9 protein-coding genes are annotated in these 13,975 nt (G+C 54.8%); 3 read left to right on the top strand and 6 right to left on the bottom strand.

Features of this window, described 5'->3' with window-relative positions; translation table 11 throughout:
* The first annotated feature begins 118 nt into the window (after nucleotides 1–118).
* The 3 genes from Poly51_RS07315 (at nucleotide 119) to Poly51_RS07305 (ending at nucleotide 4,425) form a co-directional block, all read left to right on the top strand.
* Entirely contained in the window at nucleotides 119–1,165 is a 1,047-nt protein-coding gene (locus Poly51_RS07315; protein ID WP_146455858.1) for a ThiF family adenylyltransferase, read from the top strand.
* A gap of 139 nt (nucleotides 1,166–1,304) precedes the next feature.
* Nucleotides 1,305–2,288: an esterase/lipase family protein gene (locus tag Poly51_RS07310; protein WP_146455856.1), complete on the top strand. Its 984-nt coding sequence runs from the start codon at nucleotides 1,305–1,307 to the stop codon at nucleotides 2,286–2,288.
* A 175-nt stretch (nucleotides 2,289–2,463) separates the two neighbouring features.
* Complete coding sequence (locus Poly51_RS07305; RefSeq protein ID WP_146455854.1) at nucleotides 2,464–4,425, top strand: hypothetical protein; 1,962 nt, start codon at nucleotides 2,464–2,466, stop codon at nucleotides 4,423–4,425.
* Between the two features lie 263 nt (nucleotides 4,426–4,688).
* Here the strand turns inward: Poly51_RS07305 and Poly51_RS07300 are convergent, their stop codons facing one another.
* From Poly51_RS07300 to Poly51_RS07275, 6 genes are all read right to left on the bottom strand, one after another.
* Nucleotides 4,689–7,589, bottom strand: coding sequence for an FG-GAP-like repeat-containing protein (locus Poly51_RS07300; RefSeq protein WP_146455852.1), 2,901 nt, complete (start codon nucleotides 7,587–7,589; stop codon nucleotides 4,689–4,691).
* A gap of 312 nt (nucleotides 7,590–7,901) precedes the next feature.
* Nucleotides 7,902–9,032, bottom strand: coding sequence for a hypothetical protein (locus tag Poly51_RS07295; RefSeq protein ID WP_146455850.1), 1,131 nt, complete (start codon nucleotides 9,030–9,032; stop codon nucleotides 7,902–7,904).
* Nucleotides 9,033–9,062: 30 nt separating this feature from the next.
* Nucleotides 9,063–9,821 (bottom strand): CheR family methyltransferase, encoded by a 759-nt coding sequence (locus Poly51_RS07290; protein ID WP_146455848.1) that lies wholly within the window; start codon nucleotides 9,819–9,821, stop codon nucleotides 9,063–9,065.
* An 83-nt stretch (nucleotides 9,822–9,904) separates the two neighbouring features.
* A complete protein-coding gene (locus Poly51_RS07285) occupies nucleotides 9,905–10,993 on the bottom strand; it encodes a protein-glutamate methylesterase/protein-glutamine glutaminase (protein WP_146455846.1) in 1,089 nt (362 codons plus the stop codon).
* Between the two features lie 309 nt (nucleotides 10,994–11,302).
* On the bottom strand, nucleotides 11,303–13,423 hold the full coding sequence (locus tag Poly51_RS07280) for a methyl-accepting chemotaxis protein (protein WP_146455844.1): 2,121 nt from the start codon (nucleotides 13,421–13,423) through the stop codon (nucleotides 11,303–11,305).
* 70 nt (nucleotides 13,424–13,493) lie between these two features.
* Complete coding sequence (locus tag Poly51_RS07275; RefSeq protein ID WP_146455842.1) at nucleotides 13,494–13,973, bottom strand: chemotaxis protein CheW; 480 nt, start codon at nucleotides 13,971–13,973, stop codon at nucleotides 13,494–13,496.
* Nucleotides 13,974–13,975 lie beyond the last annotated feature (2 nt).

The following is a 13,975-nucleotide window of genomic DNA, read 5'->3' as shown; positions in this document are numbered from 1 at the left end:
GGTTGGTTCAAAGGCGTCGGTAACTCATGATAGGACAGTCGTCTCGGGCGGACGCAAGCTCACGTCAACATGCCTTTCGCCAAGCGTTTTGCCCATCCCTGTCGTCCAGTGACTGCGAATGACCAATTCTCCTGAAAACCGTTACGCCCGCCAGATCCAATTCTCACCGATTGGCGAGAACGGTCAGCAACGCATTGCTGCTGCTTCGGTCGCCGTGCTGGGATGCGGTGCGCTTGGTACGGTGGCTGCAGAGATTTTGGCCCGTGCCGGCGTCGGCAAATTAACGTTGATCGATCGCGACGTGGTCGAGTGGACCAATCTGCAGCGGCAATCGCTCTACGATGAAACCGACGCGCGCGAGGGACGCTCCAAAGCCGGCGCTGCATGCGATCGAATTCGGATGATCAACAGCACCATTGGCGTCAAGCCGATCGTGGCGGACGTGGCCGCTGGAAATGTACGTGAGCTTTTGGGAGGTTCTGATCTGGTGATCGATGCGGCGGACAACTTCGCGATTCGGTTCTTGCTGAACGATTGGTCGCTGGCTACGAAAACCGCATGGGTGCACGGCGGTTGCGTTGGCGCTTCCGGCCAAGTCCGATTGTTCACTGGAAACGGAAAACCTTGCTTCCGATGCGTCGTCCCCGAACCGCCGCCGGCCTCGGCAGTGCAAACGTGCGATACAGCCGGCGTCGTCGGTGCGGCCACTCACACGATCGCAAGCCTTCAAGCAACCGAAGCGATCAAGTGGTTGTCCGGAAATCGTGATGTGATCCGTGGCACGATGCTGTCGATCGATCTGTGGCACAATCGTATTCGCGAAATCGAGATTCCCCTGTCGTTGTCCAGCGACTGCCCGGCATGCGCCAACGCAGACTATCAATTTCTTGAAGGCGGACGTGGGATCGCGGATGAATCGGCTGCGGTCCTTTGTGGGCGCGATGCCGTGCAGATCAACCGCGCCACCAACAAGACAATCGACTTATCCGGCATGGCCAACCGGTGGAGCGGGCTCGGCCGCGTCCAATCGACGCCCTTTTTCGTGCGGCTGTATCCCAATGACGCCACGACGATCACCCTTTTCCGCGACGGACGGGTGGTGGTCACGGGAACGGACCAGATCAGCGAAGCCCGCGGCCTGTGTGATCGCTACATTGGTGGTTGAGCCAAAGAAGCGTTTTCCAAATTGTTTTCGTCGCCCCTGCGCATCGCTGGGTCATTGGCGGGCTCTGATTGGTTGGGGGCCGTGGTGAAGCTTTGGCGGCCACCTTGGTTTAGATCTTTTTCGACGAAGGGACGAAAGAATGCGTACGATCTTGGTGATAACCCTGCTGACACTTGCAGTTGCGATCGTTGGTGGTGTGACGGCCGAATCGTCCGCGGCCGATGAAAACGACTTTTCGGACTCTGATGACTCCATGACCGCACACTTCAATATTCCAACTAAAACCGGCGGCGGCACCCAGCTTTGGACAGATCACGTCTATCGCGGCGGCTTTCGCGTTCAACAGAATGTCTGGACTGGCCACTGGCGGTTGATCGACGATGCCGACGTTCGTCGCGCATGGGGATCGCGTGAAGGATGCCAAGCAAAACTGGACCGGATGAAACCGTTGACCGCTAAGCCCGACGCGACATCACAGCACGTGATCGTGTTGCTGCACGGATTGATGCGCACCCATCACTGCATGAAACCATTGGAAGCAGACTTCGCGAAGGCTGGATTCACGAACGTTGTCCGGTTTTCCTATGCCAGCAGCCGCAGCTCGATTGGCGATCATGCCTCGGCGTTGCGCGAGATTATGGAAGCGATGCCGACCGACACTCAATTCAGTTTCGTCGGACACAGCATGGGTAACATCGTCGTTCGACACCTTATCGGCGACCTGCAACGAGCCAGTGACCCCAGCGGTGTACTCGGTCGATGCCGATCAATGGTGATGCTGGGGCCTCCCAACCAGGGTGCCGCAATCGCCACCCGACTGGCGCCGACGGGCGTCTACGGTTGGCTGACCGGGAAAGGTGGCCTAGAACTGGGACCGCAATGGAAAGAATTCGAAGGGAAACTGGCCACACCACCCTTTCCGTTCATGATCATCGCCGGCGACGTCTCGAAAAACCTGATTCAAAACCCGTTGGTCGACGGCAGCAGCGATTTTGTGGTCAGTGTCGAAGAAGCAACACTCGAGGGCGCCGAGGCGATTGAAACGGTCGCAGTACTGCACAGCTTCTTGATGAACGACGCCGGTGCAAACAAAATGACCGTCGACTTCATCAAGTCGCACTAGCAGCCTGTTGAAAAAGGGGTCTGGAAAACCGGAAACTCCGCGGTCCTGATCTTCCCAAAGCAACACGCAGGCATCCAACGTTGCCTGCGTTGTTTAGAATACCCCCTTCAGGAATCCAACCGCGGACCGTATTGAAATATGGACCGTGGGCTTCACTCGTTAATGGCTGATCTGCATGACTTTTTCGCAATCGAATCGGATTCCCGAACTGCTTCGCATCGGCGAACGGATTGCGATTTTGCCGATTGTCCATGGCAGTGGACAGTTTGCCTTGACGGTCCGCCGTTGGATGTTGGAAGAATCGTTCGACTGCGTCGCCGTCCCATTGCCCGAATCGTTTCGTGTGGCGGTTGAGGATGCCGTGTTGGATTTGCCGACACCGTCGATCGTGATCCAACCGGCCGTATCTTCATTCGAATCCGACGCGGAAAGTTGGGCTCCGAAGCCTTGGGAAGCGGAGGACGGTGATGGCGACGATGAAGATGACGATACGCTTCCGGTCAGCTACGTCCCCATCGATCCTTGCCAAGGCGTGATCATGGCGATCCGGGCTGCGATGGGCGAGCATGTGCCCCGAGAATTCATCGACTTAGAAACGAACCATTTCATTCCATACGCGACTGTCATGCCGGATCCGTTTGCGGTCCGCCACGTTTCACCCGAACGATTTGCCGCCGCCGTGCTTCCCAGCATCACGCGTCCGCCCGACCAACAGACTCGCGATCGCATGGTCCACATGGCGATCCGCCTGACCGAACTGGAAAAGCGTTACGAAAAGGTCTTGCTGGTGACCAGCGTCCTTGATTGGCCCTGGATACGCGAAGCCTACTGGCATCTGAGGAACAGCGACAACCATTCGGCGGCCGCGATCGCAAAGCCAGAACATGATGAAGTTACGCCTCCGGTGCATTACCCTGTTGCGCCGCGAACGCTGATGTTTCTCCTGGGCGAACTGCCGTATATCACTTCGCTTTACGAGCGGGCTCGTGCGGAAATCGAAGACGATGATGACTTGCAAATCGATGGAGTGAAAGAGCTGCTGCTGGCGGCCAGAGATTCTTACACCAAAGAACTCGGCAGCCGCGCCCGCCGCGTGACGCCTTTGTTATTGTCAAAGTGTTTGCAATACATCCGCAACCTGTCGCTGATCCATCGCCGCATGACTCCGGATTTGATCACGATCGTGACGGCGGCAAAGCAAGTGCTAGGCGACCAGTTCGCGTTGCATGTTGCCGAGCTTGCCAATCAATACCACGACCCCAAATCTGAAACGGCCCCGGCAACTTCGGTCACGCTTGGCATCGACCAGGCCAGATTGCCTGATGGTGACGTTTTACCCTTGGTCAGCCGATTGCCCGGTCCGCCGATCAGTTGGTGTACACTGCAATTGCAACGCCGCCCCAACGACACCGAAAGGGACCGTTGGAAGTACAAATGGAATCCGTACAGCCAATGCAGCTATCCACCCGAAGACGATTTGATCGAAGCCTTTCGCACCCGCGTGATCGATCGCGCCCGTTCGAACATCGGCAACGATTTGGCACGTACCGAAAAGTTCACCACTAGCGTCAAAGACGGCATCGACATTCGCGACACGCTTCGTCATTGGTACGAACGACAGATCTATGTCAAAGTCATTCCGCCCAGTCGTGGGATGCTTGATGCGTGCGTCATGCTTTTTGATTCGCCGGCGGATCCGCGGGACTATCCTTGGCGAACCACATGGTTTGCCGAACACAAAACGGAATCTACCTTGGCGTTGTTTGCGACGAACTATCAAGAAGAAATGGTTGGCCCAGGCATCGGCATGAGTGTCTATGGCGGTGCGATGTTTTTGTATCCACCCGTTGTCATTCCCGACGTTTGGCAGGATCGACGATTGGACTACACCGAGACGCTGGAAGAACGATTGATCGCCGCAGCCTGCTTGCACAGTCGCGGACGCGAGATCGCATTGCTGTCATCGTTGCCCCCAGGCAGTGGCTGGAAACGCCTTGCCCGCCGACACAAAAAACACTTGGTCCATGTCCCGTTAACGTCCTTCAGCGATGAACAGGTCCAACGCCTTCGTATGGTCCACGTGCTTAACGGCAGCGAGGTCCGAAGCTACGCCGAAGACTTCATTCGACGTGTTTAGAAGTGTACGACCTGAAGGCCGCGTGGTTGACTGCAAGTGATTTTTGATGACCATCGGGCGGCGTGTTGCGAACAAGATTGGCCGCACCGTTAAGCTTGGAAAGCAACGTGACCCTACGGACGCCATGCTGGGTTGCTTGGCAAAATGAAGGGTCCATGCCTTGATCAATATGATCGCAAAGCAGATTTGCGCAACATCCATCATCGTCTGTGTTGTGCGTGGACGCCACACCATGCGGGATTGCGCCAAGCCAACCTCCGTCATCAGTCGCACACGAACACATCGTCGATTCCTTGCGTAACGATGATGTGTTGATTGACCGACAATGAGGTTGTGACTTGCCTTGTCCCATCAGGCCAGTCAACGGCAAGGCTGTCAATCTTAGCATGCTGGCCAAGGCCGACGAACACGCGATTTTGATTTCGACACATATATCCGTCACCGGTACACACAAAAGAATTGAGCGTTTCACCGCCGGCTTGGACTTCGATTTTGGCGCCGATCGCATCGCGCTCACAACGGGTTCCTACCAACTGAATGCTGACCCAACCATTCGACGTTTCTGTTTGATTTTCCAAAAGAGCCAAAGGTTCTTCCAAATCGCCTACCACGACATCGACCAACCCGTCATTGTTCCAGTCGAGTCGCGCCAGTGCTCGGCTGAGGTGTTTCGCTTGAAAAAAGGGCTCGTCGTCAGGAAGGTCCGCCTGCTGGAAACCGTCTTGCGAATGGATCAGCAGTTGGATAGGCATCTTGAAGTCCTGGCCATCGTTAAAGTCTTCGATGTGACCATTTCCAACCCAAAGATCTTCGGTTGAGTTGTTGTCGAAGTCGACTGCTTGCGTTCCGAAGCCGACGTGTTCACGTGAGTGTCGTCCGATTCCCGATGCGACTACTTGATCGTCAAACGCGCCGCTTGGCTGCTGAAGAAAGTGGTTGGAGAGTTCATCATTGAAGGTGGTGACATGCAAATCGGGCCGGCCATTGTGGTCAAAATCCGCCACAGCAACTCCCATGCTTGCTAACGGCATTCCACGTACGCCCAGCCCAACGCCTTGCACCAGAGCCAGGTCCGTAAAACGATTGGGAATGTCCACGTCAGAGCGGTTCGCTTTCCAAAAGTGGTTTGCCGTTTGGTCATTAGCGACAAACACTTCGTTGCCTGGTTTGCCGTCGAAGTCTCCGACGACCAATCCCATCGCGGCCCGCCGATCCGGATCGTTCGGTGATTCGGCAAGAATCGACGACGCCATTGACCCATCGCCAACGCTAAAGAAGACGCGATCGACACCGGCTCGAAACTGCGTGGGACCTGGATACCGAAGTGGTTTGCCATCGGCTCCATACTTTATCGCCGTGAAAATTCGTTCGTCGTCGACGTAGTTCACTTCCAATATTTCAGGCAGGGCGTCGCCATTGAGATCGGCGATGGCAACACCGGTCGTGTAAACGCCACGGTTCCACTGTTTCCCTGTTGTCGCTTTGTGAAAAGTCCCGTCGCCTTGATTGATCATCAGCGTGTTGGCGAACATGTTTCCGATGACCAGATCCTGAAATCCATCTTGATTCCAATCGCCGGCCGTTACACCCATTGAATAGCCCAGGTCATCCGAGTTTGCTTTTGTGCAGACCTCAACAAAACGATTGCCAAGATTGCGGAACATTGCATTGGAAGATGCCGGTTCAGACCCTTCACGTTTGCGTGGCGAGACATTGAATCCACCTTGGGCCGCGTAAACGTCAACGCGTCCATCTAAGTCGAAGTCGATGCAGGCGATCCCAGCACCCAGAGCCTGATGCAACAGAAAATCTTTGTGCACCACAGGATTGGCGTTGATGTATCGAAAATCTAGCCCCGTCCGCTGTGCCACATTTTGATACACCGGCGTTGCGCTGGAATTTTGCGACCAACGTTGTGAATCGCTAGCCGCTATCGGCTCAGTGGCTTTATCAAGATCAGACCGGAGGTCAGCGTACGTTAGCGGTTCGACTTTGACGTGGCAAAGCGAAACTGAGCGTTGTTTGTCGCGGTCAAACAAAGACTTAGCACTCGCCAAACCCATTGCATGGTGTTGCATGGTGGCACTGCGTGGATCAAACAGAGACGTTCCAATGAACCGCCATGCCCAAGCCTGATAGGGCTGTCCCATTCGCGATTGTTCCGAAGTCAAAATGTTGAACGCATTCGCGGATGACTTGGGCGCCGCTGCAACTTCGCCGACCAATTCGACCAAGTCTCCGATTTCTTTCGCCCGTGCCATTACAAGTTTGGCATCGTCGGTTTGCCCTACAGCCGCAAGAGACTGACCAAGTCGCAAAACGGCCGATCGGTGCATCGGCTCGCGAGCGACGGCGGCTGCGTACGCACGGATTCCGTCATCGTGTTTGCCGGCCAAAGTCATTGCATTGCCTATCGCGATCCAAAAATCAGGATACCGATCCCAGGCTTTTTCTCGCTGCGCGTACCAGCGGGTAAAGGCATCGTCATCACGTTGCATGCTGAGCGCAAATCCCAGCAAACACATTGCCGCTGGATTCTTCTGCTGCACCAGAGGTTCGTTTCGGAGTTGGGCGACGCACTCCTCGATTCGGTTTCTGTTCAGATCTGCAAGTGCATCGACGAGCGACTGGTCTGATTGGCTTGCCCATTGAGTCGCCTTGGTTCGTCCAACATCAGACGTTGGGGCCAACAAACACCGCAGTTCGTGAATCTCCATCGGCACGGATCGACACAAAACTCGAAAATGTTCGTTCGCATCAAAACGCAAGCCAAGTTGATTGAACAAAGACGCAATCAAGCGACGCGTCTTCGTATCCCCAGGCGAAATTTTCAGCAAACGTTCGTACTGTGTGATCGCCCCGATGATATCCTCGTCAGAAATCAAAAGGCGTGCCGATTCATTGATGAACCGTTCCGCATACTCGGGCGAGTTTTCTTCTGCCTCGTTCAAAATCGCTAGTGCTTCTCGCGTGTTACCCTGACCGTGCTTGATCTGCGCGGAAAGAAGCTGACCATAGCCGTGATTAGGTTGCTCGATCAAAACAGCTTCGATCGCGGTGGTCGCTTCACCGTATTGGCCAGATTCCAGAAACCTCTCAGCGTCGGCAAGTCGACTTTCCAGCGAATCAACCGATTTCAACCGCGGCTCGGGTTCGGCGACCACTTGCGGTGATTCGACTGTATTGGACTTGGAGCAACCCGAAGCAAAAACCACAAGGATAGACAAACAGAAGAACGCAGCCAGCGTCGTCCGCCATCGAAGAACGCTAGTTGAATCGCAACGCAATGGGCGGCACTGATGCCGACGCGAACGTGTCTTGTCGTCTCGAAGAACGGTCAAGGAAAAGTACCGCCGGCTTTCAATGAACAGAAAATGAGCTGTTTCACGAGCTATCAGTGTCGTCGATTCTTACAATTGCGCCCACAAGCGAACCTTCGCCCCAAAGGGGCGGACACTCATTTTTCGCTCGCCCGTTTAACGACCGCGTTGGGCATTCTGCTGAGCTTCAAGAATTGCTCGTTCAAGCGGGTCCGGTCCCGAATCGAAGTCGTCTTCCTCTGCAAGAATGGGTGCAACAGCATCCGGGTTACCCTGTGAACGTGCCGCCCGATAGACATCGATACTGCCGGCTTTTAGTTCGTCACCCGGAGGCAACGGAAACCGTCCCATTCCCTTGCCGTGGACGTTGATGTCTTCGATCGGATTTTCACCGGCGCCCGCGGTGCGATCGATGGCGACCGACTGAATCTTCCACTCGTGAACGACAATCTCGTAGCGAACCGATGGTGGTACATCGTTCACGATCTCGCGAGTTTCCAAGTCGCCCAGCGGCGTGACCACGCGAATGTTCTGAACTTGTCGGGCCCCCGCATCGCGTTCCAAAGTCACCGTGGTGATACCACCGGCGGCGATCCGGACCGCGCGTGTCTTGGGTGGATTCTGCAGGTCGACCACGCCGACTTGAATATCGCGAGGCCCGCCGTTTCGTAACTGAACGGCAACCGGGGAAAGCGGCGGATTGGGGATGGTTTGCGAGTCAAGCACGACCGATTGCGGCAACGCCGGTCCGGTCGGAAAGCCAAGACTTGGTGTTGGGACGAAAGGACCGAATCCGGTGGGGCCAATGATCACCGGCCCAATGGGCCCTGGTCCGATCAAACCGGGATGGATATGACCGGGACCGATGTAGCCCGGCCCGACATAGCCTGGACCGGGTATCGGACCCGCCCGTCGGCGACCGGCCGGGCGAACCTGCCGACGGGTGATGCGAAAGTTCGGCGCGAAATCATCCAGATCCGCCGTCTGCATTGCTCCGAAACCGCCGCGCGGGAACCGCAGGATCCGGTTGAGTTCGAATTGAAAGTAACCAACGAATCGACCGTCAAACGAATCGTAGGACGGTTCGCGACTGAAGTACAACCGGCTGCCGGCGTACTCGTGCATCACCAATCGTCCGGGACCAATCTCGACATCCGCAACGACCAAACCGTTGGGTTCGAACATTTCAAAGTTCTGAGCCCCCGCCGAAGCACTCCATCCTAGGAACACGGAAACCAACAGCAAGAATCTCATCGCCAACCGTCCTTCGTATGTGAAAGACTTCATTATAGGCAGCCAAGAAGCCCGCTTGTCGGATCAAGTCAACGATGTGCTGCCGTGGGGGCGATAAACCGTCGATCGACAATGGTCTTCCGGAAAAAAGCGATGCGTCAAATCGCTCGGTGCCTCGGCCGATCCGACGAATAGATAGCCGTCGGCAGACAGCGAGTCGGCGAAACGCTTGAACAAATCGACTCGGCGTTCAGGCGTAAAATAGATCGCTACGTTGCGACAAAAAATGACATCAAATCGCCCGAATCCGGTGAATGGCTCAAGCAGATTCGCCCGCTGAAACCGGATTAGCGATCGAATCGCATCGGTAACCTGCCATCCGCCCGTCGAAGGCTGAAAGTACTTTTCGCGAAACTGGGATGGCAATCCGCGTTCCACGTGGTGGGCGGCGTAAACACCCGTGCTCGCGGTTTTGATCGCGTCATCGGAAACGTCGGTAGCGAAGATCGAGATGTCCCAGTCATGAATATCTGGAATCATCTCGCTAAGTGTCATCGCGATGCTGTACGGTTCTTGACCGGTACTGCATCCGGCCGACCAAATGCGAAGTCGCGTCGGATAAGCCGTTTTCTCTTTTGCATCAATCAGGTGAGGGATGATTTTGTGCTGCAGTGCTTCGAACGGCGAACGGTCACGAAAGAACAAAGTCTCGTTTGTCGTCATTTTATCGACGATCTCGCGTCTTAAAGCATCGTTCATCAACGAACGTGCTTGATTGGCAAGTTCTTGATAGCTGCCGCAATGAAATCGATCGACAAGTTCGCCCAGGCGAGCTTCAATCAAGTAGCCTTTCGAAGCGCCCAGAGTCACCCCACATAATTCGGAAACAAGAGTCGAAACTGCTTCGACATCCGTTGCACTTGCTGCTAGTTGCACGACATCACCCCTGATTTCGTTAGCACGGCTCTGCCGACCGTTCTGTTAATGGCCCCGGCGATGCTGTCCAACGGACAAACGATATTCGCGTTTCCTTGTTCGACGATGGCACGCGGCATTCCGTAAACGGTGCAGCTTGCTTCGTCTTGCGCGATCACTTTCAAATTACTGCCCCGCATCTCTTGCACGCTGCGACTTCCATCGTCACCCATGCCTGTCATGATGACAGCCAAAATTTGGTCGTATGCCTTAGCTACCGATCGAAAGAGATAGTCGACCGAGGGCCGACAACTCAGCACGGGTTCGTCGTCGGTAACTCTCAAATAGACGCCGCTTGATGTACGTACGGCTTTCATGTGCCTTCCACCGGGCGCGATGAAGACTTGGCCTGCCTGCGGTTGTTCGCCGCCGATTGCTTCACGCACTTCGATCTTACATAGTCGATTCAAGTCGTCGGCCAATGTTTTTGTAAACATAGGCGGCATGTGCTGAACCAATAGAATTGGAACCGGGAAGTTTGCTGGTAGCATCGGCAACATTCGCGTCAAAGCTGTGGGGCCGCCGGTCGACGTACCGATGACTACAATTTGGGGCTCGAATTGAGTCTGTGGAATCGGTGTCGTCGGCGACGCTTGGCGAATCTCTTTGCTGGTCCCCATCCGAGGGCGGCGACTGGTAAGCAACGCTTCGATCTTTGGCGCAAAGTCCGATTGAAGTTGCTGAATGTTTTGTTGAAGGTCCGCGCCGGAAGGCTTCAAAATAAAGTCAAACGCGCCAAGTGCCAGAGCTTGCATCGTCGAACGCGCACCCGTACCGGTCAGACTGCTTACCATGATCGCAGTTGTTGTAGGGCTAATGCCCCGGATCTGGCGCAAGACGTCAATCCCGCTGACGTCAGGCATCTCGATATCCAACGTCACGAGATCCGGTTTCAGCTCGTCGATCTTTGCCAGCGCGACTGCGCCGTTTTCAGCATGCCCGACTATTTCGACACTGGGGATACTTGCCAGGGAGTCCCGTACGATTTTTCGAAAGACGGTCGAATCGTCGACTACCAAAACGCGAATTTTGTCTGACATTGGACTGATGATCTCTGGGAAACCAATGTGAACCAATCGGTTCACCACTAGGACTTGAAACGGATTCGCTAACCGACTTGGACGACTCGCTCTCGCGCGAGTTGCAGTGTTGTTTCACACTGCCTTTCGACAAGCCCGTGCAAAGCACAGGGGCTTATCGATCGCTTGCAACCTGCTCGACCTTCCTGCGGCACAGCAGCAGAGTCGAGCGCGGAATGGACATTGCCATTCCTACCCGCCACTTTGCTCAGCCCTCCCGCTTCGCGAGAGGGCTGAGCAACATTGACGACTTCGCTTTCTAACGAGAAGTTAGACGCTCACACCCGTCTTAAACTTAGAAATGAGTCCCTTCATTTCGCCGGACAGTTTCGAGAAATTGTCTCCTGCCGAACGGCTTTGCGCTGCACCAGCAGCCGTCGATTGGAGAACACGATCCACACGGCTAATGTTCTGGGTGATTTCTTCGCTGGCAATTGCCGATTCACTGACACCCTTGGCAACCGTTTCCGCAGCCAATGCCGTTTGGTTGACGGTATCCGAGATCTGCTGGCTCATGATCCGTTGCTCTTCCACCGCAGCAGCAATGGTGCGAGAAACTTCATTCACGTTTCCGATCACTTCGCTGATTTCTCGGATCGCGTGCACCGCATCACCAGTCGAGTGCTGGATTCCTTCAACGCGTCGACGAATATCATCTGTCGCAGCAGCGGTTTGCTTCGCCAATTCCTTGACCTCGGTCGCAACCACTGCGAATCCCTTTCCAGCTTCACCCGCTCGGGCAGCTTCGATAGTAGCGTTCAATGCCAACAAGTTCGTTTGCTCGGCAATATCTTGGATCACTTGGATGACCTTACCGATCTCATCAGCAGCACTTCCCAGATCTTCGATCTTCTTATCGCTCAGTTGAACCAAAGTAGCCGCGTTGCCGGCAACCGACGCCGCTCGCTCAGCATTCTCGGCAACTTCACCGATCGATGCATTCATCTGAACCACGGAGTTCGCAGCGTGCTTCACATTACGCGAAACTTCTTCGGTCGATCGAGCAATGTTGCTCATGTTTACCGACATTTCTTCGGCAGCCGCTGCAACCGTTCCCGATTGGCCGGTCGCGTCGCTGGCACCGCTTGCCAGCTCTTGCGATACCGATGCCAACTCGGTCGACGAGAGATCCAAGTTATCAGCGTTGCAGGCAAGCCCTTGAATAGCAAACTCAATCGAGCGAGCGAACTCGTTGAAGGAATGAGCCATTTCGTCGAACTCATCGCCCGATCCAGTGGTCATCCGTTGGGTCAAGTCGCCGCCTGCCATTCCGGTGAGCGTCGTAACCGTCGATCGGATCGGACTTGTCAATCGGCGAGCGATGAAGAACGCACCGCCCGTGATAACAACGAACACGAAACCGGCCGAGGCTAACAAAGCCGTTTTCAGACTGTTCACGCCCGCAAGCGCTTCCGATGGATGAACCCGAACCAATACACTCCATTTCATTCCGGGAAAACCCAAAGCCCCCTTGAGCGGTGCGAAACCCGCACACTGAATCTCTTGCTTACGAGCATGCAATGCATCCGTCGTAGATCCTGCTTCACCCGCCACAACTCGCTTAGCGACTTCGACACCAGCGGTGACCAGATTGAGATTGCCAATGACCTTCATGTCGCGTGAGACTTCCGTCGATCCGCTTGTTGTCGGATCGTAGTCGATGATGACGTTACCTTCATCGTCGAGCAACGTCAGCTCAGCCGACGCGATGTTCCGCTCTTTCAATTCTGCGTAGGTTGCTTGGAAAATTTCTTCGACCAAACCGAACTTGGTAACGTTTTTCCAGTAGGCGATTACTTTGCCGTCTGGACCACGAACGGGCGCCGAGAAACCCAACGCCAATCCTTCGTCCTTGAAAATACTTTTTACCAAATTGTCTTCATAAAGGTGCTCCACCACAGTGCCCGTAAACGAACCATCCGATGACGAATAGTAGTTCCCCTGTTTTGCATCTCGGAACCAAGTCTCGTTGCCAAAGTCATAGTCATAGACGGCTGTTGAATCGATCGGCGATCCGTCAGCGTCTTTGTCATTGACTGCGATCAACTTACCGTCAAGATCCACCAACAAAGTCAGGTAGTAAATATCGTACGTGTCGACGTAGTCGTTCATCGCCGCAACGATTGGATTTTCTTCGCCTTGCACGTACCAAGAACCTTGGTCGCGTACGGCGTGGTTGAGACCGAACGCTTGCACATCCCCGTAGCGTTCAAACAAATTCCGATCGATCTTATCGGCAACACTGGCCGCAATTACCTTGTATTCGAGCGCAGTATTTTCGGCCATGCGATTTCCAGCATTCCATGCCATGCTGCCGATCAGCAGTGTAGGCAGAATCCCGCAAAGCATGCACGTAGCAATCAACTTATTTCGGATGGATAGTTTTAACATTTTCCCCTCGGTTTGGTGATAGAATCGGTCGGTGGTTGGCTAAGCTTGCGAATGCGAGCTCAGAAGTCGTCTAGGTCTGAGAAGCGTTGCTGTCGGTGGCCAGCGTTTCGCTGACATCTAAGATCACGGCGATCTGTGTATTGGTGGTATAGACACCACGAAAGAACCTTCCCTCGACGCCTTTGACATTCGCAGGCGCGATTCGGATTTCGTTCTTCGGGATGGGAAGGATGTCGGCGATGTCATCGACGATCAAACCGATCCGTTCACCCAGGTGATGGATGATCACGTTGCGACTGGTTCGCGTGACTTCGGCAGGACCGAAACCGAGTATCTTCGGTAAGTCGAGGACGCTGACGACCTCGCCACGCAGATTGATGACTCCGCGAATCGATGCGTCGGCATGCGGGACCTGGGTCACGTCGAAGTGACGATTTATTTCTTGCACCTGGTCGATGGGCAATCCGATTAACAATTTTCCGACGTAAAACGTGACATACTGGGTCGTCTGTGTTTCGTCGATCACGGCAGTGGAGTTGTTCGATGTCATGG

The organism is Rubripirellula tenax (assembly GCF_007860125.1).
Lineage (GTDB): Bacteria > Planctomycetota > Planctomycetia > Pirellulales > Pirellulaceae > Rubripirellula > Rubripirellula tenax.
The sequence above is the reverse complement of the archived record's forward strand: the minus strand, read 5'-3'. Positions and strand labels throughout refer to the sequence as shown.

What these genes read in the sequence shown, in the direction of transcription:
- Poly51_RS07280 (WP_146455844.1), bottom strand. Translation starts at nt 13,423, where the DNA reads ATGTTAAAACTATCCATCCGAAATAAGTTGATTGCTACGTGCATGCTT.
- Poly51_RS07310 (WP_146455856.1), top strand. Translation starts at nt 1,305, where the DNA reads ATGCGTACGATCTTGGTGATAACCCTGCTGACACTTGCAGTTGCGATC.
- Poly51_RS07315 (WP_146455858.1), top strand. Translation starts at nt 119, where the DNA reads ATGACCAATTCTCCTGAAAACCGTTACGCCCGCCAGATCCAATTCTCA.
- Poly51_RS07285 (WP_146455846.1), bottom strand. Translation starts at nt 10,993, where the DNA reads ATGTCAGACAAAATTCGCGTTTTGGTAGTCGACGATTCGACCGTCTTT.
- Poly51_RS07305 (WP_146455854.1), top strand. Translation starts at nt 2,464, where the DNA reads ATGACTTTTTCGCAATCGAATCGGATTCCCGAACTGCTTCGCATCGGC.
- Poly51_RS07295 (WP_146455850.1), bottom strand. Translation starts at nt 9,032, where the DNA reads ATGAAGTCTTTCACATACGAAGGACGGTTGGCGATGAGATTCTTGCTG.
- Poly51_RS07275 (WP_146455842.1), bottom strand. Translation starts at nt 13,973, where the DNA reads ATGACATCGAACAACTCCACTGCCGTGATCGACGAAACACAGACGACC.